This window comes from Chroococcidiopsis sp. (genome assembly GCF_051657925.1).
GTDB lineage: Bacteria > Cyanobacteriota > Cyanobacteriia > Cyanobacteriales > Chroococcidiopsidaceae > Chroococcidiopsis.
In genome coordinates this window covers 1-21,224 of the sequence record NZ_JBOFLP010000229.1, presented here as the reverse complement: position 1 = coordinate 21,224, position 21,224 = coordinate 1, and the positions used below count along the sequence as shown (strand labels likewise).

The 21,224-nt window shown below is 45.8% G+C and carries 25 protein-coding genes; 11 read left to right on the top strand and 14 right to left on the bottom strand.

Features of this window, described 5'->3' with window-relative positions; translation table 11 throughout:
• Window positions 1-20: 20 nt before the first annotated feature.
• Together psaB and ACRC32_RS18530 are read left to right on the top strand one after the other, a co-directional pair.
• Window positions 21-2,234: a photosystem I core protein PsaB gene (gene psaB, locus ACRC32_RS18535; protein ID WP_438555355.1), complete on the top strand. Its 2,214-nt coding sequence runs from the start codon at window positions 21-23 to the stop codon at window positions 2,232-2,234.
• Between the two features lie 328 nt (window positions 2,235-2,562).
• Window positions 2,563-2,955, top strand: coding sequence for a hypothetical protein (locus ACRC32_RS18530; protein WP_438555354.1), 393 nt, complete (start codon window positions 2,563-2,565; stop codon window positions 2,953-2,955).
• Window positions 2,956-3,217: 262 nt separating this feature from the next.
• On the opposite strand, the gene ACRC32_RS18525 is transcribed toward ACRC32_RS18530, so the two are convergent.
• A complete protein-coding gene (locus ACRC32_RS18525) occupies window positions 3,218-3,634 on the bottom strand; it encodes a DUF1499 domain-containing protein (RefSeq protein ID WP_438555353.1) in 417 nt (138 codons plus the stop codon).
• A 463-nt stretch (window positions 3,635-4,097) separates the two neighbouring features.
• Here ACRC32_RS18525 and ACRC32_RS18520 point away from each other — a divergent pair, with 463 nt between their 5' ends.
• On the top strand, window positions 4,098-4,706 hold the full coding sequence (locus ACRC32_RS18520) for a hypothetical protein (protein ID WP_438555352.1): 609 nt from the start codon (window positions 4,098-4,100) through the stop codon (window positions 4,704-4,706).
• Window positions 4,707-4,726: 20 nt separating this feature from the next.
• Here the strand turns inward: ACRC32_RS18520 and ACRC32_RS18515 are convergent, their stop codons facing one another.
• Together ACRC32_RS18515 and ACRC32_RS18510 are read right to left on the bottom strand one after the other, a co-directional pair.
• Window positions 4,727-6,022 (bottom strand): recombinase family protein, encoded by a 1,296-nt coding sequence (locus tag ACRC32_RS18515; RefSeq protein WP_438555351.1) that lies wholly within the window; start codon window positions 6,020-6,022, stop codon window positions 4,727-4,729.
• Between the two features lie 119 nt (window positions 6,023-6,141).
• Window positions 6,142-6,558: a VOC family protein gene (locus ACRC32_RS18510; protein WP_438555350.1), complete on the bottom strand. Its 417-nt coding sequence runs from the start codon at window positions 6,556-6,558 to the stop codon at window positions 6,142-6,144.
• A 232-nt stretch (window positions 6,559-6,790) separates the two neighbouring features.
• Between ACRC32_RS18510 and ACRC32_RS18505 the strand changes: the two genes are divergently transcribed.
• Window positions 6,791-7,024 carry a pentapeptide repeat-containing protein gene (locus ACRC32_RS18505; RefSeq protein ID WP_438555349.1) on the top strand — a complete coding sequence of 78 codons (234 nt, stop codon included), beginning with the start codon at window positions 6,791-6,793 and terminating at the stop codon, window positions 7,022-7,024.
• A gap of 91 nt (window positions 7,025-7,115) precedes the next feature.
• A complete protein-coding gene (locus tag ACRC32_RS18500) occupies window positions 7,116-7,289 on the top strand; it encodes a hypothetical protein (RefSeq protein ID WP_438555348.1) in 174 nt (57 codons plus the stop codon).
• Here ACRC32_RS18500 and ACRC32_RS18495 read toward each other — a convergent pair.
• Both ACRC32_RS18495 and ACRC32_RS18490 read right to left on the bottom strand, forming a co-directional pair.
• Complete coding sequence (locus tag ACRC32_RS18495) at window positions 7,234-8,715, bottom strand: ankyrin repeat domain-containing protein (RefSeq protein WP_438555347.1); 1,482 nt, start codon at window positions 8,713-8,715, stop codon at window positions 7,234-7,236. The two genes, ACRC32_RS18500 and ACRC32_RS18495, sit on opposite strands and share 56 nt — an antisense overlap.
• Before the next feature lie 2 nt (window positions 8,716-8,717).
• Window positions 8,718-8,861 carry a hypothetical protein gene (locus ACRC32_RS18490; protein WP_438555346.1) on the bottom strand — a complete coding sequence of 48 codons (144 nt, stop codon included), beginning with the start codon at window positions 8,859-8,861 and terminating at the stop codon, window positions 8,718-8,720.
• Window positions 8,862-9,003: 142 nt separating this feature from the next.
• On the opposite strand from ACRC32_RS18490, the gene ACRC32_RS18485 reads away from it, so the two are divergent.
• Window positions 9,004-9,474 carry a DUF4079 domain-containing protein gene (locus tag ACRC32_RS18485; RefSeq protein WP_438555345.1) on the top strand — a complete coding sequence of 157 codons (471 nt, stop codon included), beginning with the start codon at window positions 9,004-9,006 and terminating at the stop codon, window positions 9,472-9,474.
• A gap of 36 nt (window positions 9,475-9,510) precedes the next feature.
• On the opposite strand, the gene ACRC32_RS18480 is transcribed toward ACRC32_RS18485, so the two are convergent.
• Window positions 9,511-10,176 (bottom strand): DUF1997 domain-containing protein, encoded by a 666-nt coding sequence (locus ACRC32_RS18480; protein WP_438555344.1) that lies wholly within the window; start codon window positions 10,174-10,176, stop codon window positions 9,511-9,513.
• A gap of 184 nt (window positions 10,177-10,360) precedes the next feature.
• Here ACRC32_RS18480 and ACRC32_RS18475 point away from each other — a divergent pair, with 184 nt between their 5' ends.
• Complete coding sequence (locus ACRC32_RS18475; RefSeq protein WP_438555343.1) at window positions 10,361-11,023, top strand: NAD(P)H-binding protein; 663 nt, start codon at window positions 10,361-10,363, stop codon at window positions 11,021-11,023.
• Window positions 11,024-11,096: 73 nt separating this feature from the next.
• The gene (locus ACRC32_RS18470) at window positions 11,097-11,759 is read left to right on the top strand and encodes a glycoside hydrolase family 24 protein (RefSeq protein ID WP_438555362.1); all 663 of its coding nucleotides are present in this window, start codon (window positions 11,097-11,099) and stop codon (window positions 11,757-11,759) included.
• A gap of 24 nt (window positions 11,760-11,783) precedes the next feature.
• Here ACRC32_RS18470 and gloB read toward each other — a convergent pair whose 3' ends face one another.
• The 4 genes from gloB to ACRC32_RS18450 all read right to left on the bottom strand — a co-directional run bounded on the left by gloB (window position 11,784) and on the right by ACRC32_RS18450 (window position 13,916).
• Window positions 11,784-12,557, bottom strand: coding sequence for a hydroxyacylglutathione hydrolase (gene gloB / locus ACRC32_RS18465; RefSeq protein WP_438555342.1), 774 nt, complete (start codon window positions 12,555-12,557; stop codon window positions 11,784-11,786).
• 194 nt (window positions 12,558-12,751) lie between these two features.
• On the bottom strand, window positions 12,752-13,105 hold the full coding sequence (locus tag ACRC32_RS18460) for a DUF1257 domain-containing protein (RefSeq protein ID WP_438555341.1): 354 nt from the start codon (window positions 13,103-13,105) through the stop codon (window positions 12,752-12,754).
• Between the two features lie 102 nt (window positions 13,106-13,207).
• Window positions 13,208-13,492: a hypothetical protein gene (locus tag ACRC32_RS18455; RefSeq protein WP_438555340.1), complete on the bottom strand. Its 285-nt coding sequence runs from the start codon at window positions 13,490-13,492 to the stop codon at window positions 13,208-13,210.
• Between the two features lie 223 nt (window positions 13,493-13,715).
• Complete coding sequence (locus ACRC32_RS18450) at window positions 13,716-13,916, bottom strand: chlorophyll a/b-binding protein (protein ID WP_438555339.1); 201 nt, start codon at window positions 13,914-13,916, stop codon at window positions 13,716-13,718.
• Window positions 13,917-14,078: 162 nt separating this feature from the next.
• On the opposite strand from ACRC32_RS18450, the gene ACRC32_RS18445 reads away from it, so the two are divergent.
• Window positions 14,079-15,002 carry a DUF429 domain-containing protein gene (locus ACRC32_RS18445; RefSeq protein ID WP_438555338.1) on the top strand — a complete coding sequence of 308 codons (924 nt, stop codon included), beginning with the start codon at window positions 14,079-14,081 and terminating at the stop codon, window positions 15,000-15,002.
• Here the strand turns inward: ACRC32_RS18445 and glgP are convergent.
• The gene (gene glgP / locus ACRC32_RS18440) at window positions 14,904-17,594 is read right to left on the bottom strand and encodes an alpha-glucan family phosphorylase (RefSeq protein ID WP_438555337.1); all 2,691 of its coding nucleotides are present in this window, start codon (window positions 17,592-17,594) and stop codon (window positions 14,904-14,906) included. The genes ACRC32_RS18445 and glgP overlap by 99 nt on opposite strands.
• A gap of 215 nt (window positions 17,595-17,809) precedes the next feature.
• On the bottom strand, window positions 17,810-18,280 hold the full coding sequence (locus ACRC32_RS18435) for an ABA4-like family protein (protein WP_438555336.1): 471 nt from the start codon (window positions 18,278-18,280) through the stop codon (window positions 17,810-17,812).
• Between ACRC32_RS18435 and ACRC32_RS18430 the strand changes: the two genes are divergently transcribed.
• Window positions 18,279-18,437 (top strand): hypothetical protein, encoded by a 159-nt coding sequence (locus tag ACRC32_RS18430; RefSeq protein WP_438555335.1) that lies wholly within the window; start codon window positions 18,279-18,281, stop codon window positions 18,435-18,437. The genes ACRC32_RS18435 and ACRC32_RS18430 overlap by 2 nt on opposite strands.
• Window positions 18,407-18,601 carry a hypothetical protein gene (locus ACRC32_RS18425; RefSeq protein WP_438555334.1) on the top strand — a complete coding sequence of 65 codons (195 nt, stop codon included), beginning with the start codon at window positions 18,407-18,409 and terminating at the stop codon, window positions 18,599-18,601. The genes ACRC32_RS18430 and ACRC32_RS18425 overlap by 31 nt, the downstream gene beginning before the upstream one ends.
• Before the next feature lie 83 nt (window positions 18,602-18,684).
• On the opposite strand, the gene ACRC32_RS18420 is transcribed toward ACRC32_RS18425, so the two are convergent.
• Window positions 18,685-20,046, bottom strand: coding sequence for a protein kinase domain-containing protein (locus ACRC32_RS18420; protein WP_438555333.1), 1,362 nt, complete (start codon window positions 20,044-20,046; stop codon window positions 18,685-18,687).
• Window positions 20,047-20,228: 182 nt separating this feature from the next.
• A complete protein-coding gene (locus ACRC32_RS18415) occupies window positions 20,229-20,741 on the bottom strand; it encodes a hypothetical protein (protein ID WP_438555332.1) in 513 nt (170 codons plus the stop codon).
• Window positions 20,742-21,224 lie beyond the last annotated feature (483 nt).

Genomic DNA, 21,224 nt, shown 5'->3' with positions numbered 1-21,224 from the left:
TCAGAGGATTCACGTAACCTATGGCAACAAAATTCCCTAAATTTAGCCAAGACCTAGCCCAGGACCCGACGACACGTCGGATTTGGTACGGCATCGCAACCGCTCACGACTTTGAAAGCCACGACGGGATGACCGAAGAGAATCTGTATCAGAAACTCTTCGCCACTCACTTCGGTCACTTGGCAATCATCTTCCTGTGGGCATCTAGCCTGCTGTTCCACGTCGCTTGGCAAGGCAACTTCGAGCAGTGGATTAAAGACCCACTACACGTCCGTCCGATCGCTCATGCGATTTGGGATCCACAATTCGGCAAAGCCGCAGTTGATGCTTTCACCCAAGGTGGTGCAAGCTATCCCGTTAACATTGCTTATTCTGGTGTTTACCACTGGTGGTACACCATTGGGATGCGGACAAATAACGACCTCTACATGGGTTCCGTTTTTCTGCTGCTACTAGCGTCTATCTTCCTGTTCGCTGGCTGGCTGCACCTGCAACCCAAGTTCCGCCCCAGTCTCTCCTGGTTCAAGAGCGCCGAGCCACGCCTCAACCACCACTTAGCTGGTCTGTTTGGCGTTAGCTCTTTAGCTTGGACTGGACACCTAATTCACGTTGCGATCCCCGAATCTCGCGGACAGCACGTTGGTTGGAGTAACTTCCTCACCACCCCACCTCATCCAGATGGGCTACAACCCTTCTTCTCTGGTAATTGGGGCGCGTATGCTGCTAACCCCGACACTGCCAATCACGTATTTGGTACGAGTCAAGGCGCAGGAACCGCAATTCTAACTTTCTTAGGTGGTTTCCATCCCCAAACCCAGTCCTTGTGGCTGACGGACATGGCTCACCACCACCTGGCGATCGCGGTATTATTCATCGTCGCCGGACACATGTACCGTACCAACTTCGGTATCGGTCACAGCATCAAAGAAATGCTCAACGCCAAGAAATTCTTTGGCGCTAGCACCGAAGGTCAGTTCAACCTGCCTCACCAAGGCTTGTACGACACGATCAACAACTCCCTGCACTTCCAACTGTCTTTGGCATTGGCTGCACTGGGAACGATCACATCCTTGGTCGCACAGCACATGTACGCGATGCCTCCCTATGCATTCATCGGGCAGGACTTCACGACACAAGCAGCGCTGTATACCCATCACCAGTACATTGCTTGTGCGTTGATGTTGGGTGCGTTTGCCCACGCTGCAATCTTCTGGGTACGCGACTACGACCCAGAGCAAAACAAAGGCAATGTTCTCGATCGCGTCTTGAAGCACAAAGAAGCGATTATCTCCCACTTGTCTTGGGTGTCTCTCTTCTTGGGCTTCCATACCTTGGGTCTATACGTCCACAACGACGTTGTAGTAGCCTTCGGTACTCCTGAAAAGCAAATCCTGATCGAACCAGTCTTCGCGCAGTTCATTCAGGGCGCTCACGGGAAAGTCCTGTACGGCTTCGATACCCTGCTATCGAATCCCGATAGCGTTGCTTCCACCGCTGGCGCTGCCTGGCTGCCTAACTGGTTGGATGCAATCAATAACGGCACGAACTCTCTATTCTTGACCATCGGTCCTGGCGACTTCTTGGTACACCACGCTTTTGCCTTAGCGATCCACACAACCGTGTTGGTACTCGTTAAAGGCGCGTTGGATGCCCGTGGTTCCAAGCTGATGCCCGATAAGAAAGACTTCGGTTATGCCTTCCCATGCGACGGTCCTGGTCGTGGTGGTACTTGCGACATCTCCGCTTGGGACTCCTTCTATCTGGCTGCTTTCTGGGTACTAAACACTGCTGGTTGGGTTACGTTCTACTGGCACTGGAAGCACTTAGGTATTTGGCAAGGCAACGTAGCTCAATTCAACGAGTCTTCGACATACTTGATGGGCTGGCTGCGCGATTACCTGTGGCTGTATTCAGCTCAGCTAATCAACGGCTACAACCCCTATGGCATGAATAACTTGTCTGTCTGGGCTTGGATGTTCCTGTTGGGACACCTGGTATGGGCAACTGGTTTCATGTTCTTGATCTCTTGGCGCGGTTACTGGCAAGAATTGATCGAAACTTTGGTCTGGGCGCACGAGCGGACTCCTCTAGCGAACTTGATTCGCTGGAAAGACAAGCCCGTGGCTCTATCCATCGTTCAAGCTCGGATTGTCGGCTTAGGTCACTTCGCTGCTGGATACATCCTCACATATGCTGCGTTCCTCATTGCCTCCACGGCTGGTAAGTTTGGTTAACGCCTCTACCAGTTGTGTAGTTAAATGAGAAAATCCCTCACCTACGGGTGGGGGATTTTTAGTTTTTTGCGATTGGACTTTTAGTAGATGTTTTTGATGTGGTTAAAAGATAAAGTTTGGATTGTGGTGGAAGTAAAGAAATGATTTTGTGTCGCGCATCAGCCGTAGGCGAAGCGTAGCGTTAGGCGCAAAGGCGCGAAGAAGATCGCAAAAGTAGTGAGTCTGTAGGGGCGGGTTCACCAAAAATATTTATTTTTATAGCAAGATCTCAACAAATCCGCCCCCAGTTAACGATTTGTACCCATAGGGATCGATATAGGAGAAAAACATGAGTCGCAAAAAGCCACCCCAAAAATCAATTAATGTAGATGGTAATCGTCCAATCGATCCGAGTGAAATTCAAGTCAAAGAGACGGTAAATATTGACGGTCAACGCCCGATTACTGCTGATAAAAATGAAGTGCGCGATACCCTGGATGTGGACGGTCAGCGTCCGATCGCTGCTAGTCATTTACAATTTCAAGAGACATTGAATGTAGACGGTAGCCGTCCCGTCGATCCCAGCGATCTAGACATTAAAGAAACGGTAAATATTGACGGTCAACGCCCTATCGCTGCGAATGATTTTAAAGTTGACAGGACGTTGAATGTGGATGGTCAGCGTCCAATTTCTTCAAATGACAAGGCACAACCTGAGATGCCCCCAGACTTCGTGGATTAATTCGTGAGATCCATAAAATTAGTAGGAACGCACGCCTGTACGCCCCTACAAACGGATTGCGATTGAAAGAGAAGGCGATCGAATTGAAAATTGTGTCACATTTATGTCACATTAGCCTTCTATTCTATCTTTCAGTAGACCAAACAGTCTGCTTCCTCATGCAAAGATTCAAACCCTCCTCAAGCCACAGCAGGAGGGTATTTTTTTGTCAGCGATCGGTGACCAGTGACCAGTTATCAGTTTTATTTCTTTTCTTCTTGTACTAAGCGGAATTTTGTGCTTGTAGTTCTTGAAACTGCGCTCGAATTGTCTCTATTCTTTTGCGATTTACGCCCAGATCGGATTTACCCAATCGAGAAGCCGAACGGACGTGGAAGACTTGTGCGTCGCGATCTAAATCAAACTCGACATCATCGACAAAACCCATTATCGCACTCGTGAATTCAGCATAGATATAGCTGTCAGTTTCCGTCACAATATTTGTTTTCGGTAAACTTGAGATAACTTGTTTGAGTTGGGTCAACGCCACCTCGGGAGCAGATGTATAGTTTAGCGGCTCCACTTTATGGCTGGCATCTGCACTTTGACTAGAGACGCAGTTAGGCGTATTCGGACATGGGGCTAGCTTGCCATCGCGCACGCCCAAGTTATTTGGTCTATTTCCTGTAAATATACCCACGCTCTTTATCGGCGAGACATCTATCTATGAATTTTAATATTGTATTGCTCATGTTAGTTGCGATCGCAGGCAATTAACATTTTCTCACGATAGTTACGTTGTTACACTGCTCAAAACTGGAAACGATGAAACTCAGTAAGATCTATCTTGTTACAGTTCTTTGTGACAAAGACGAGCTGTGTAAAATTTTTTAATATTTTCTTGGTTTTCCAAGATTTTGTTGTATGCGAAGTTTAAATTTTTTAAAAAACTTTAATTAACCTCAAGCACTCGCGCTACGATTAATTTTAGTAAATTCAAGTATATACACCAGCACGAAAGCATAAAAGATTCAGGAAAAAGTTTTAGAGACGATCTCGTCTAAACTAGAAAAGTTGAGTCAAGTTGGGATGGCGATCGCAAACGATCTGGCAAGAATGAAAATGTCAATAAATCATTTTCAGGAAAAGACAAGGAGTCAATAATGAGTGCATCGACAGAGGACAATATCAAATATATAGATGGAGAATCTCCAAAAAACGAACCGATTTCAACTGGAGCAAATGGTTCTCAATATACTCAGGTAGAAAACTTGAGCAGTGGAAGTTTAGATAAAATTCGAGAGATTCTCTTCGGGACGCAAGTTCGAGAAAATAATAAAAGATTTAACCGGATTGAAGAACGACTGCTGAAAGAGTTTACAGAACTGCGGGAAGATACAAGAAAGCGCATGGATGGATTGGAAGCCTACATCAGACAAGAAATTGACTCTCTCACAGAAGTCGTTAAAAAACAGCAGGTTAGTAGAGATGAAACTTTAAAAGAACTGACTCAAGAACATAAAAACCAAGTTGAAAATCTAGAGAGAAAGCTTTTTGATTTGGACGAGCAAACAAATAAAATTGCCCGAGATTTACGCCAGCAGATTTTAGACCAATCCAAAAATATGAACGAGGATATAGGAAAAAAATATGCGGAAATTTTAGCAACAGTCGAGCGAGAAACTCAGGAAATTCGGAGCGACAAAGCTAATCGGATTACCTTATCGGCTTTATTTGCAGAACTAGCAATGCGTCTGAGAAGCGAAACCTAATATTGAAGTGAAGCCTAATATTAAAAAACAAAAACTAAGCGCACCTGCCAAGTCGTATCTTGGCGCAAAATCTGAATTTGGTTGATGAATTCGCGAAAGTAGAAGCGACGCTCCGATTCAGATAAATCACGCCAAAATTGGGGAATGGATACAGCTTGAGCTACGGAACGTAAATTGACTGGTGGTAAAGTCGCAAATTTAGCTTGTAACTGGGAAATTTCCGCACGGAGTTTGTAGGCGCGTAAACTAGCAGTCTCTTCATCCAAAACACCTGTACTAGTAAGCTGAGAGAGTTGAGCTAGAATCTCTTCCCGATTGGCGATCGCGTTGAGTAAAGACTGCTTTGCTGCATCCAATTGAGGAAAATTCATTTGAGCCACAGCATCAGGTAAATCGCGGCAAATGGCAGCGATTGTTTGTTCTAATACCCGTTCGTAGGCAATAGCACCACACTTAGGGCGTTGAGGACATTGCAAGGCGCGTAAGTAGAGATATTCTCGCTTTTGGCGACGAGCAGTAACGCTCACAACCGTCATTGGAGCTTGGCACTCGCTACAGATCGCTAATCCGACGAGGGAACGAGGAGCGCTAGCAGTTCTCGGCGGGAGCTGGCGGTTACGCCGCAACAGGCGATCGATCTGAGCCGCCTCTTCCCGAGAAATAATTGGTACGTGGGTATTGGCGATCGTCTCACCGTTTTGATAAGCTGTATCGCCTCGATAAACAGGATTCGTCAGCCAACGTCGTCCGGTAGTCACGGAAATCTTTTTGCCATATTTTTGTGCTAAATGTCTTACTGCTCCGCGCAAAGAACCGAACAGGAGAAAGTTTTCAAAAAAATCTTTCACGACTGGGGCAGTAGTACGGTCGATCGCGTATTTTTCTTTACCACGCCGATAACCATAGGGAGCTTTACCAGGAGGAGGCAAGGCATTGAGACGATTGCGAGCGTGTCCCTGACGCAGGCGACGGCTGCGCTGCTGTTGTCCTATGGCGAGAAGTTGAATTAAATCTGTCTGTAGCGTTAATTCACTCCCTCTATCGGTAGCTAAAGACGATTCACCGATCGCTACCTTTACACCCAATGCCTGCAATTGAACCAAGCGATCGCCTATTTCTGCCATAGTATCGCCTAGATCGTCCAAGCGACGAATATACAAACAGTTTGGTGGTGCTGTCTGACAGTCACTCAACAACTGCTGCAACTGCGATCGCTGCCCCAAGTCTTGATAAACTCGATCCACACCCTGCCACCGACCGAGATCGGGTGTCGGATCGAGGAGAGGATCGGTATAGCAGTAAGCAAAGGCGGTCATGAAGTCGTAAGTCGTGAAGAGGGTGTGGGGTGTGGGGTGTGGGGTGTGGGAAGTGTGGGGTGTAGTGAGTGGTTAGTCATAACTACTGTCTTCACCGATCGCTGGTCACTGGTCAGGAGTCACTGGTCACTGATAACTGCTCGTGCGCTCCCTGCTCCCTGCTCCCTGACAACTGTTAACTGACTCAGTTCGATGATATTACCGTCAGGGTCTTGAGTAAAAAGAGCAGCACGACCAGAAGCACTCATTTGTATAGGACAGTTGTGAGTCAAAAGTCTTTGTTTGGCAGCATCTAAATCGGATACAGCAAAAGCAATATGAGGATTGCGACCCAATTTTTCGGGATTTTGAGTTGTAAAAGGTACGCTGGGTGCAACAATGAGGTGAATTTGATACGTGCCGACTTGATACCAAGTCCCAGAAAATTTGAGCGATCGCTCGACTTTGGCTAATCCCAAAACTTCCCCATAGAAGCGATCGGCTTGCTCTAAATTGGAGACTAGTATAGCGGTATGAAGACATTGCTCGATTTGCATAAATTGCTCCACCTTCCCCAACATCAGTATCTAATCTTACTTTTCTCGCTTTTTATATTTGCAAAACTTATACGAGTAAGCGCTCTTGCGACTGTAAGTCACGACTACACAGGCAAAGCCTGCTTTTGCAGGCTATAGAGTCCGTGCAGGCGAACCTAGTACGTGTCTGCGAATTCTATTCGCACAAGCTTGATGCTTACTACCAATCCTACTGTGAGAATCGATGGTGAAGATGAACGTTTCAGAACTAATCGAGCGCTATCAAGCTGGAGAGAGAGATTTTAAAGGAATCGATGCCATCAACGCTGCTCTGAGTGGCGTAAATTTAAGTGGTGCTAACTTGAATGGCGCTAATTTATCTGGAGCGAATCTCAAAGGTGCTAACCTGAGTGGAGCAGAATTGAAAATGGCAAATCTTACCCAAGCCAACTTAACCGATGCCAATATGGACGGTGCTAGTCTTTGAGGAGCATATTTAGCCGGAGTGAAACAGTGAGCAGTTGTCAGGGAGTAGGGAGTAGGGAGCGCACGAGCAGGGAGCGCACGAGCAGTTATCAGTGACCAGTGACCAGCGATCGGTGAAGACAGTAGTTATGACTAACCACTCACTACACCCCACACCCCACACCCCACACCCCACACCCTCTTCACGACTTACGACTTACGACTTACAATTTACGACTTACTCTCGGCGGCTTGGAGCGATCGCACCACATTTGTATAACCGTTAAACTCGGCGATCGTCAGTGCTGTATGTCCGCCTCGATTTTTTAAGTTGACATTTGCCCCTGCATTTAATAATAATTCTACGGCTTCGGTGTAACCTCGATGGGCTGCCCACATTAGGGCTGTGGCTCCGGCTGCATCTTGGCGATTCACATCTGCGCCTTTTTTTAATAGTTGTTGCATTACACCAATCTGGTTACGGTCTGCTGCTTGCATCAGAGGGGTTTTGCACTCTGCTGTTTGGATATTTGGGTCTGCACCGTAGTTCAACAATACTTTGACTGTCTCAGTGCGACCGAGGCTAGCGGCAAGGTTGAGGGGAGTTTCGTCTAAATTCCTGACATTGGGGTCTGCACCCCGTCGTAGCAATGCTTCGGCAATTTGGCTGTGTCCTTGCAAAGCTGCTACCAGCAGCGGAGTATCGCCAAGCTGATTTTTGACATTGACATCAGCACCGCATTCGAGTAGGGTCTCTAGTACATCAGCATAGCCTTCAACGGTAGCCAAATGTAAGGGGGTCTCTCCATCTTTGTCCTTAGCATTAATGTCAGCGCCGTATAGAAGCAAAGCAGAGGCAATCTCCCCTTGTCCGCTAGCCGCCGCGATCGCGACTACCGTACTACCATCTTCCGTCCTTGCCTTCACGTCAGCACCGGCTTCCAACAAGGCTTTGACAATCTCTAGGTTTCCTCCGTCTACTGCCAATGTGAGAGCTGTTTCGCCAGCATCGTCTTTTGAATTCAGCTCAGCACCTTGAGTTAGCAACAATTGAGTCACGGCAACATCACCTCTTTGCGCAGCTTGCATGAGTGCCGTTCTACCTTCCCAATTTTTGCCATTAACTGCTGCGCCATGTGTCAGCAAAACTTTGACTATCTGAGTATTAGCTGTTGCTGCTGCTAGAGTTAAAGCTGTTTCGCCTGCTGTGGTTTGGTTTGGATCTGCCCCTGCAACGAGTAAAGCTTGGACGACGCGATCGTGTCCGTGCTGAATAGCTAGGAGCAGTGCTGTATCCTCATCTTTGTCTTTAGAATTGACAGCTGCACCCGCGTGTAACAAAATTTGTACGACTTCAAGATCTCCTTTGGCAGCCGCTACCATCAAGGCTGTGCTGTTGTCGTCATTTCCAGCATTAACATCTGCTCCCCTTGCAATCAGGAGTTCGATCGCGTCGAGACGGTGGGACGCAGCTGCTAACATCAAAGCCGTAATGCCAAAAAGTTGCCGGTGGATATTGGGATTGGCATTGCGATCGAGCAACACGCGAACGATTTCTCTATATCCAAGTTGAGCGGCAAACATCAAGGCTGTCGTACCCTCTCGATCGCACTCATTAGGGTCAACACCCCGATCGATTAGCGCTGTTACCTGCCCAACGTCGCCACTTTTTACCGCTCGAATTAAGGAGACACCACGACTATCCATGCTCATAATCATCTCATAGAGCGCGATCGGTCAGGCAAAAGACTATTGAGTGGTGTGGGTGTGGGGTGTAGGGTGTGGGGTGTAGGGTGTGCGGGAAAGAGAGCTGAGGGAGCGATCGGGAGCTGAGGGGTAGAGGAGAAATTACTAGTCACTGATAACTGGTCACTGCTCCCTGTTCCCTACTCCCTGCTTCCTGCTCCCTGCTCCCTGTTCCCTACTCCCTGTTCCCTACTCCCTGCTTCCTGCTCCCTATTATAATTTTTATAAAGATTCTTAAAGCCAGGTGAACGCACGATGAATACTCTACTCTCCCCAGAAGTCAAGTTTTGGCTCAATTTTTTCCATCCAGTGTTGATGTGGATATTACTAGGAGTGTCAATTTATGCGCTCTATTTGGGCATACAGTGGCGACGGGCAAGAACTGCTGAAGGCGAGAAAAAGAAAGAGCTGCTCAAAGGTAGATATAACGTCAAACACTACCAAGTTGGCTCGCTGATTCTGGCGCTGATGGTGCTGGGTGCGATTGGTGCGATGGCTGTGACTTACATTAATAACGGCAAGCTATTTGTTGGACCCCACCTTTTAGCGGGACTAGGTATGACAGGAATGATTGCTATCTCTGCTAGCTTGTCTCCTTTCATGCAAAAAGGACAAGATTGGGCGAGATACACCCATATTGTCCTAAATGCCACGATTTTAGCTCTATTTAGTTGGCAAGCCGTAAGTGGAGTACAAATTGTCCAGAGGATTATTACTAATCAGTGAGCAATATTGATGTTAGAGCGCGATCGCGCTCTAACATTAGCTACGAAAGCGCTTCGATTTTTTGGGAAAAGTTAAATTGAAGGACGTGTGAAAATCTTCCTGTACTTTGTGAGTTAAACGGCGGGAGACTTGACGCACGATTTGATTCAAGAGGCGATCGCCTGTAGCTTGAATGACAGATTGCGGCAAGCGCTGAATGAACTTGGGAAAATGCAAATAAACCGATAGATCGAGTTCCCACTCGACTCCAGTAACGACACCGTTGTCATGACTGTTAGTACTAGCAGTTTCCACTAAATTCATCACTGCTTTGAAATCTACGTCGTAGCCAGGAGCAACGTAATTTGGAATGGCGATCGTTCTAATTCGATAAGCGCCTGACTCTGGAGGTAGAAGTTCCAAACCGACTTTAGGTTCTACTTCGTAATTGAATGCACCAAAGCGACCGACTGTCAAGGCATAACCGTTAGCGCCAAGCGGCTCTACTGTCATCGGCTGAGCGCAGCGACAAAACCAACCCTGATGGGCGTTAAGATATTCGGCAACAGTATGCACGTCAGCATACATTTCCATACAGTCGGTAAACTGACCGTGAAAGCGAGTTAGTTTCTCGGCTGGTACTTCTACTTCTGGCACGGCTGCTGCATCCCAAACCGTTTTTGAAGCCTCCATGTATTGGTATTTGCGATTGCTTGACAGCATAAAAGCCCTTGTGTCTAATCTGGTCTCTATATTCAGGATGCCCACGATAAGTTAGAGGTTGCTGTTCCCAACTCGATCTTTACTAAAACAAAACGTCAATCTGGCAGAGTTCATCAAATGTTTATCAAATTTAAAATTTAGAGATAGCAGGACAAATAACTGTCGTTTATTTAACATAATCACTATGAAAGCATTTGTAGCAGGCGCAACAGGTGAGACAGGTCGCAGGATCGTCCAGCAACTCGTAGCACGAAATATTCCCGTGCGGGCGCTGGTGCGAAACTTGGAGTCGGCTAGAGCAATTCTACCTAATGCTGCCGAATTGGTGCAGGGTGACGTGCTACAGCCAAGTACCTTAGAAACTGCGATCGCAGATAGTACGGTCGTTTTGTGTGCGACAGGAGCAAAACCTGGCTTCGACCCCACAGCACCTTATAAAGTAGACTACGAAGGCACGAAAAATCTAGTCGATGTCTCTAAAGCCAAAGGCATCGAGCATTTTGTTTTGGTGTCTTCGGTTGGTGCGTCGCAATTCTTCCATCCACTCAACTTGTTTTGGTTAATTTTGGTTTGGAAGAAGCAAGCGGAAGAGTACATTCAAAAAAGTGGTTTGACTTATACAATCGTCCGTCCTGGCGGGTTAAAGAATGAAGATAACGCAGATAAGATCGTGTTATATTCTCCCGACACGCTGTCTTTAAGCGGTAGCATTCCGCGCACCAAAGTAGCTGAAGTCTGTGTGGAAGCTTTATTTCAACCAGCAGCGCGGAATAAAATTGTCGAGGCGATCGCCAAACCAGAAGCCCCAGAGAAGAATTTGGCGGATTTGTTTGCTGGTGTCGCCTAATGGGCAGGGAGTAGGGAAGCGGGCGGCTGGCGAGGTGTCCTCGCCGCGTAGCAGGGAGCAGGGAAAGAAACCTATGCGATCGTCGTCGCAGGCTGCTAAAAGGATCGGTAGAAGGCGCTTAGTTGTTGCTGGTATTGCTGCATTTGTCTTACTTTCCTTCCTGCGGCATTTACCTCAAGAGAAATCGCCTCCCGATCCTACTTTTGAGAGTAATTTTCCTCCTCTGGTGATGCAGGGGGGAGATCCTTACATTCGGGCTTTAATGCGGACGATCTCCGCTAGCGAGGCAAATGGTTCTCGACCCTATTCTCTAGTCTATGGCGGTCAGCGCGTTAACGACTTGAGCCGTCATCCAGAACGCTGTATCACAATTGTTGGCGGTCCCAACAAGGGAAATTGCTCTACCGCAGCGGGGCGATATCAAATGATAAATACAACTTGGTACGCTCTCGCCCCTCGATACCACCCTCAGCCTTCTGGCTTTCTCTTGTGGAAGTCTTATAGTTTTGAGGCAAGATATCAGGATAAGGTGGTTTATGCTTGGCTCAACGACTCGCAAGAGTGGGGAACGGACATAGCTGAATTGTTGCGTCAAGGCAAGCTAGACCGAGTGTTAAGGCTGCTTTCCGGTACTTGGACGAGTCTCGGTTACGGAATTGAAGATAACGCGATGACCAGTTCTCTGCCACGAATATACCAAAAAGTTTTGCAACAAGAGTTACAAAATCGGGGATAACTGACAACTGATAACTGATAACTGTTAAAACCTATCTTTCATGCCCCGCAGACGGGCAAATGTTTGCACGGGATCTTGACTTTTAGTAACTGCTTGTAGTTCGGGTTGTTGCCAGCGTAAAAATGGGTTAGTTTGCTTTTCTATTCCCAGTAATGATGGCACAGTTGCTTGAGCGCGATCGCGGGCTGATTTAACTTGGGCAAAGCGCGATCGCAGTTCTGCATTATTTCCATCTACAGTCAAAGCAAATTGCAGATTTTTCAGCGTATATTCGTGAGCGCACCAAACCCGGGTATTATCGGGTAAATTTCGTAATTTGCTCAAAGATTCTACCATTTGGGTCGGCGTACCCTCAAATAATCGCCCGCAACCTCCAGCAAATAGAGTGTCGCCACAGAATAATTCTCCAGGTTCGTCGGCTGTGGTAGGAGGAAAATAGTAAGCGATATGGGCGCGGGTGTGTCCTGGGACGAAGAAAACTTCAGCAGTGCGAACGCCAAATGAAACGCGATCGCCTTCTTGTAAGAAGACCTTTTGTCCTGGTATTCTGCCTTTATCTTCGACTCCACCGTAAACTGTCAGCTGTGGATATTTTTGCATTAGCTTTTGATTTCCACCCACATGATCGTGATGGTGATGGGTATTGAAAATCGCCACTAATTCTGCACCCAGATGTTGCAGTTGTTTTAAAACTGGTTCAGCCTCCGTTGGATCGACCACAGCAGCAATATTTTGCTGTGGTTCGTGGAGTAAAAAGATGTAATTATCAGAGAGTGCGTTAAGACGAATAACCTGCATTCCAAATGACTCGATAGAGTTGCTATTTATAATGTAGCGAGGAATGAATTATCAGTTATCAGTTATCAGTGAAGAGTGACATTTGGCGATAGGGTTTAGAATAAATTCCGTCATAAAGGCATAAATACAATGGCAGAAATACAAGATACTAAAATAGTCAAGAGGTGCATAGGACTGCACCCCTGCTAAAGCAACTAATCTTGCAGTACTAAGTTGACATTTGCAGTTTGTAGTCCGCGTTGCTTGACTTGTGCTAATGTCTGGTTAATTGCATATTTTTGATTGAGAGCATTGGTTAATTCAGCTACATTATTTTTCCTACCAACACCAGGCAGATCGGCAATCATGTCAAACGAACCATTGGCGTTACGCGACCAACCAATATCTTGTTCGCCTTCAAGCACGGCTACAATATCAGCTTTAATTCTTTGACCGTTATAGCCACGAATATAAGTATCTGTCTGAACACACATGCCTAAATCTTTCAAAGAAGCCTTCAAAATCTCGGCATTGGTAAGCTTAGTACGAAGAGTGCGAAAGTGAGACATTTACATTTTCTCCAGTTTTATGTTTGATACTTCAGGTTTACGAAAAAGTGGCAGTTTTTAGCAAGTTGTCTCTTACATCATACCTATCAAATTGATACTTTTTTAGTTGAGGAACTGACGGATGCTATAAGTTAAAACAGGTTTTTTATGACAGAAATCGCGACAGCCAATTACCTCTTCTGTTGTAGCAGAAATGGGATGAAGCGCACATTTGAGTTGATAGTTGCCTGTAAAAAACTGGCAATCGGGGCAGGGAATTTGATGCATTCGCTTGACGTACCTAATGCCATCGCTGGCAGTGATAGAAATAGTTACTAAAAATAGCACTAAACTTGAGCAAGCAATTAGAGAAAAAATTGGTACTGAAACCATCTCTAAAACTTGCATTATGAATTGGTCATACATCTGCTTAATAAACCATAAATAGATTTCTGTTTGGGCAAAGTTTATAATAATCTGGTTGCTAGATTACTGTTGTGAACTACTAGATGCAGACATCGAATCGCACTGGTATTTTTCAACGCATCGAGTTTGTTTGTTAATTGAACGCTGATGAATTGTAGAGACGTTTTATCTAACGTCTCTACTTCTGTTAAGCTAGCGAACAAAATTAGCCAATTAGATGCAATACGTTGCGGAGTACGCTATGGCCAGCTAGATCCCATAGTAAATAAGCAAGGAATCCAATCATTGCTAAACGTCCGTTCCAGAGTTCAGCTTGTGGATTCCAACCAAAAAGGAAGCTATTGCGGTCTACACCGTTATAAGCTTTAGCAACTGGTGGTAAATCTGTAGCAGGGCGGGTTTCCATTGTCAATCTCTCTAAATATTTCTCAACATTGCGGTCATAGTCTGATAGTAGCTGCCGATTGCTAATCCTTTACCCTACCTAAAGGCTTAAACTAGGTGCAATCGAAAGTACAATCTTCTTCCCAGAGAGATGTATAGTCGAACACAATGAATTTTTTGAGAAATGAAATTTCTAGGAATAGATTTGGGCTGGGTTTCTGGTGCGAGCGGGTTGTGCTGTTTAGAATTGGTAAACGGACAATTACAGGTGTTGGATTTAGATCGTAGAGAATCTATTGCCGACATCCTCGCTTGGATCGATACTTGGGTACAACTAGAGGAACCAGCCATTGTTGCTGTAGATGCGCCGACTCTAATCCCCAACGCCACAGGGATGCGTTTACCCGACAAACTCACTCACAAATATTTTGGTAAATATCACGCTGGTTGCTATCCAGCTAATCTCAGCCTACCTTTTGCTCAAAGGACAGTAGATTTTGGTCTAGCTTTAGAAGCTAGGGAATTCCATCACGCGCCAGAAATTGTTCCTCAAGCACTAGGACGCTATCAGATTGAGGTGTTTCCGCATCCTGCGATCGTGCATTTGTTTCAGCTAGATCGGATTCTCAAATATAAAAAAGGAAAGCTTGCGGAACGTTACTTAGAACTGCTCAAACTCCGCGATCGTATAGTTGATGTTTTGTCAATTCTAGAACCTGCTTTAATTTTGAGCCAGGAGGGAATGCAAGATGTTTCGGAGATCCCCCCAACCCTGCTTAAAAAGGGGGGCTTTGTCTCCTACCAATCCTCGCAGATCCCCCCAACCCCCCTTAAAAAGGGGGGCTTTGAGACCCCCCACAATAAACCAGCAATCCAATTCATGTTGAATCCTACTTCGTTCCTACTACAAGGCGCTGCCCTCAAAGCAGTGGAAGACCAGTTAGATAGTCTGATTTGTGCTTATGTAGCAGCGCATTGGTGGTACTGGGGTTTAGAGCGGAACTGGGTATTAGGCGATCGCACCAGCGGGTACATTGTTGTCCCTGCTCCCTTGCCCGTCCAAGCTGCTAACCTTGACGGCGCTGGAGTCCTCCGCCCAGAGAATTAGTCGCGTCTCGTAGGGATTGGACAGATATTTGTGTTTTGGCAATACCCGTAATGACAATCCTTGTAAGCCAGAAGTGGTGTAGTTAATTTCAACCGTATAGATACTCATCCCCTGTGGATCTGTACCTTGAAACTGCATCGTAATTGGTACGCCGTTGACAATTTCCCCACTAGCATCAACGTTACCTTTATACAGTTCTACCTGCACGCTATCAGGGGACAATGTGGCAAGATCGATTCTGGCTTTGACAGCAATATTTTGATTCACTTGAATTTCTGCTGGTTCGGCAATATCGATCTCGACAACTTTAATGTAGTTCCAGTGTTCGGTTAGATCGGCTTTCCAACGAGCCAATTCTTTTGCTGGGACAAATTTATCGGCAGTTAAGGTAGAGTAGCGATCGCTAGCTGGGAAATAACCCCGTAAGGCGTACTCGCCTACCATCCGGGAAGTATTGAAAAACGGACAGTTAATCCGAATTGCATCCTTCATTTTGGCAATCCAGTGGCGGGGCAGATTGTCAGTATCGCGATCGTAGAATAGTCTGGCAACTTCCTGCTCGATTAAATCGTACAAGGCATTTGCTTCGACTTCATCTTGGAAATTGGGATCGTCGTAAATTTCTCCATGTCCGATCGCCCAACCCGTGCGGACGTAATCGGCTTCATCCCACCATCCATCTAAAACACTCAAGTTGAGTAGTCCATTCATCGCTGCTTTCATTCCACTCGTACCGGAAGCCTCGCGGGGACGGCGGGGATTGTTGAGCCAAACGTCGCAGCCAGCAACTAACAACCGCGAAATATGCATATCATAATTCGGGACGAAAACAACTTGCTTCTCTAACCCGTGTTCGCGAATAAAGCGGTTGATCTCGCGAATCAGTTCTTTGCCGGGAATATCTTTAGGGTGTGCCTTACCTGCAAAGACAAATTGTACTTTGCGGTCTTTATTGGTAAGAATTTTCTCGATCCGCTTAAAGTCGCGCATCCATAAAGTTGCCCGCTTGTAGGTAGCAAAGCGCCGTGCAAAGCCGATGGTTAAAGCATAGGGATCTAGAACTTCTTGAGCTTCGGCAATTTCAGCAGGAGAAGCGCCGCGATCGCGCAAATGCTTGACTAGATGCTCTCGCACGTACACGATCATGTCCAGACGACAGCGTTCGTGGTTGCGCCACAACTCCTCATCGGGAATTGCATCCATCCGTTCCCATAACTGATTTTCGCTGGGGGCTGAAGACCAATTCGGACCCAAATAGCGATCGTATAATTCCTGGGTTGACTTAGCAACGCAACTACGGGCGTGAACCCCGTTAGTAATGGCTATAATTGGCACTTCTTCTTCTGGAACACCGTGCCACAATCCTTGAAACATCTCGCGCGAGACGACACCGTGTAACTGGGCTACCCCGTTGGCAAAAGTCGCCATTTTCAGCGCTAACACTGCCATACTAAAAGGCGCGCTCAGATCCCCAGTATTTTCGCGTCCCAAGCCCAAAAACTCATCGCGTCCCAACCCGAATGCATCGGCATAATGTCCCAGGTAATACAACATTTTGTCCGCGGGGAACAAATCGATCCCTGCGGGAACCGGGGTATGGGTGGTAAATAGGTTACTTGCCGCTACGACTTGTCTGGCTTCAGTGAAACTCAAACCTTCACCCTGCATCAACACGCGGATGCGTTCTAGCGCCAAGAATGCCGAGTGTCCTTCGTTCATGTGGTATGCCGTGACGTTATATCCCAACGCCTTTAGCATCCGCACGCCACCAATTCCCAACATAATTTCTTGGTGGATGCGCATATCGAGGTCGCCGCCGTAGAGTTGGTCGGTGATGTTATGGTCGTATGCGCCATTCGGTTCGATATTGGTATCGAGCATGTACAGCGGAACCATCCCCACCTGGACGCGCCAGACTCTTGCATAGACGGTTCTTCCAGGGTAGTCTACTGCAACGCGGATCTCAGAGCCGTCAGGATTGCGCTCTAAGTGCAGTGGCATATTATAAAAGTCATTGATGGGATAGCGTTCTTGTTGCCAACCATCAGCGTTGAGATATTGGGCAAAATAGCCTTGCTGATAGAGTAAGCCCACACCCACCAACGGTAAACCCAAGTCACTCGCAGATTTGAGATGATCTCCTGCTAGTACCCCTAAGCCACCGGAGTAGATGGGCAAACAATCTACTAAACCAAATTCTGCCGAAAAATAAGCGTAACACTCTTTGGCATAGCGCGTAGATTCGTGGAGCGTGTGCTGCTTGGCAAGGCTACCGTCTCCCGTCTTTTGTCCCCGTTGCTTATCATACCAGGTGCGTTCTTGCAAGTAGTCATCTAGCTGACGGGCTGCTCTGTCCATTTGCGCCAAGAAGCCTTCATCTTCCTCCACTTCTTGCAACCGCGCTTGACTGATGTTACCCAACATTAACACGGGGTTATGATGGCTCGATTCCCACAAATCGGGGTCTAAGCGCCGAAATAAATCTTTGCTTTCAACGTTCCAATCCCAATGCAAGTTGTAAGCCAGCCGCCGGAGAGGTTCGAGGCGTGGCGATAGGCGAGGAGAGACATTAAACGTGCGAATTGGTTGCATATAGCAGGGTGTAATTCTTTCTTGCTATGGCTATTGTTGAACTTGTTCTGCCTGGAGTTGGCAACTACGAATACCGTTTTAGTATAAGAGCGATCGCTCTACCACCAACTTGTAGCATTGTCAGCGATCGGTTGTCAGCAATCGGAAGGAGACAGGAGACAGAAGACAGAATTTGCTTCTTACCTGTTGCCAATTACCCATTACCCATTACCAATTTAGCTAGAAGTGGTAGCAGTTTCTACCTTAGCTTCTTCGGTACGAGTAAAGAACTTTTGGCTGATGGCGCTAGTGAGGATGTGGGAGAGTAAGCCTAAAGGACCTGCAAATAAACACAAGGCTAATGAGTGGATTGTCCAAACTCCGGTGCGCTGTCCTTCCCAGTAAATCCAGCGTCCGACAAATAAATCCATAACGAGATAATGAGTCCATCCCGTCGCCATGACTTTCGGATCGGCAAAGATTTGGGCGAGATCTGCTAGTTTTAATTGGGGATTGGATAAAGCTTGGGCATTGTCAGCAGTGAGACTGTTGACGAAGAAAAAGCCATACAACGCTGCTAGGGCAACAAATGGTAAGTAAGATTCCATTGTCTTTCGGGTTACGACCCAATTCGGCAGCAGAATTATTAATACCCAAAAGGGTAAAACGAAGATATTTGCACCATTGAATAGTTGTTCGATTGTCATGACTGTGCTGCAAAGTAGGGGTGAGACAATAGCACTACTACAGCATTACTACAGGGGGCGATCGCTATCTGTCAAGATACTGCCTAATCACGCGATCGCTACACCAATACCAGAAGAGTTCGTAGGGTGGGTTATCCAACGCACCCTACAAGCTTAAAATTAAATTTAGATGGTTGTGGTTTCGCAACTTTAGTGGCAGCCATTAATGGTAAACCTATGGCATTAAATTCACCAATTCATACGCGCATACCTACACGTCAGCGTCCAGTTACTAATCATTTAGGAATTTATGCTTTACCATTAGTAGGAAGCAGGGAGTAGGGAGTAGGGAGCAGTGAAATATTTGTAGGATTCGTTAAATAATGTACTCTACTAATATATATATTTCATATATATATTTCGAGCTAGTGCAAACGACGACGAAACGCGATCGCCTGTTGTGGATTGGGAATTTTTTCGGCTAAAACTTCTACTAACATATGAGCCGATATACTAGGGTTTTGAGTTAAAGTTTCTCGAATTAGAAAACTCGCAATTGGTCCCACAAAATTAGTTAGTTCTTGATGGCAAAGTTTCACGAATTCAGGATGCAGCGAGGAACGTTGCTCGATTGGAGGTGGAGTGACTTGTGGTGGTTGTGATGGAAAATTACCTGTAGTCTGCGGATAAAAAGAAGCCTGTTGTTGACTGGGAAATACAGTTGTTTGTGGCGATTGCGGTACAAATCCTGTCCCAGGTGGATTAATTACAGTAGGCTGCGATCGCCCTCCACCCATTGCTGAAAGTACCTCCATTGCCGATTGATAGCGCTCTCGCGGTCTGTCGGCAAGCATTTTATTCAGAATTTGAGTCAAGCCGTGACTGACGGGTTTATAATCTTGCCAGAGCCACTCTAAAGAATAGCGATCGAGCAATTCATGGGGTGCTTTACCTGTTAATAAAACAATCGCAGTCACGCCCAAAGCATAGAGGTCGCTACTAGGAGAACAGTGACCCATCCGAATCTGTTCGTGGGGCGCATAGCCAACTTTACCCACCATAGATTTATAGTTAATATAGGCTTGCTCGGAGTTATTAGCAGCCATATTACCAGATGCTTCTACTCCCTGCTTACCTACGCCGAAATCAATTAATACGGGTAAATTCTTTTCCCCATCAAAGATGATATTATCGGGAGAAATATCGCGGTGAATAATTCCGTGTTGATGAATATAATCTAATACAGGTAATAAATGCTGAAGCCATTGCACTATTTCTGCTTCAGAAAAGGCTTGTCCGGTTTTTAGTAAACGGTCTCGCAAAATATGAGAATAATTCTTGCCGTCGACGTATTCCTGAACTAAAAATAGCCGTCCGTTATCTTCAAAACACGCTAAAAACTTAGGAATTTGATAATGAGAAATTTGATATAATATTCTTGCTTCTCGCTCAAACAAATCGCGAGATTTTTGCAAACAATGCGTCGCAATTGAATCTGGTAAAAATTCTTTTAAAACACAAAACTTATTAAAGCAATGTTGGTCGTAGGCTAGGTATGTCCGTCCAAACCCTCCTTGTCCTAAAACTCGATGTAGCAAATAACGATTAGCGATTAACATTCCCGTTGCCGTATTTGCTGTTTGAGTTTTAACTTCAGGCAAGGCAATTTCTTCAATCGGCACTTCCGAGTAGAGCTTAAGTGGCACTAACTCCGTTTGACCGTTGGTTGTGACTTTGGTATAAACGATTTTTAAAAAATTGGCGTTATTATTGTTACCGTCAGCCATAGCGATCCTTTCCTCGGACAAAGTGGAGGGGGAGATGGGTATAAAGTTATCATCCTATCTACTCTTATTATTAGTTAGGAGCGAAGTAGAATGGTTATGCAAGACCAAATCTAAAATAGGGCAAGCGATGCCTACCCTATAACTTAATTATTCACAAACAAATAAGAGGTTTTTGAAAAAGCTTAACGAATGGTAATAATGAGCGTTTGTCTTAATTTACCGTTGCCACTGACTTGCTGTGATATTTGTGTCCCTGGTCCAGAAAGTTTAATCGCCACGTTAGAGGAAACTGGTCGATACTCGCCAATAATTTCAACTTTGTTGTCTCCTTTTGTTAAATAAGGCACTAAATTGAAGCTTGTTTGACTTGCTTGTAGTTTTTTCACTTCTACCCCATCTACCATGACTTTTCCGGTTAGACGAGTATTTCCGGCGATCGCAACTGATAAAATGTGAGGCGATCGCAGTGCGGTTGCATTCAAGCTGATTCCGGTTGTTTGTTGCTGCGATGACTGAGTAGATGATTGACTAGAAGATTGACTATAAGTACTAGCAACAGTATGAGAATACGAATAGCTTCTTGAATAATTCATAGGTTTAATTGTTTGACTATTTGATGGTAAAGATAAATTATTTTGATAATAATTTAATGGCGAACTCAGTCCTAAAACAGCAATTATGAATCCAATTAACATTTTTAAGTGATTAGTGAAAAATGGGGTGTAGGGTGTAGGGTGTAGTGGAGAGAATTCGGAATTCGGAATAAATTTTGAATTTTGAGTTGCTCCCTCAGCACCTGAAGCCCCTCAGCACCTGAAGCTCTCTTTTCCCTACTCCCTGCTTCCTGCTCGTGCGCTCCCTAACAACTGAAACACCCCTTTGTATAAACTAAGTGTACAAAAGGGTGAAGGGATTTGAGGAATTAACTTCAAGAAAGTTGAAATATCTTATAAATAAGAACCAGGAATCAATTATTAAGATGATTGGCGTTTTAGCAATCTTGTTTGATGCATAAAATTTAAGTATTAGGTGGGCGTTGCCCACCCTACTGATAACTGACAACTGATTTAACGGCGTTCCAAAGCTCCTTCTGGAGTAGGTACATTCACGCGAACATCGACAGGAGTATAAATATTTGGAGTATCTATCCCCATTTCGCGCAATTTGTTGTCGCCTTC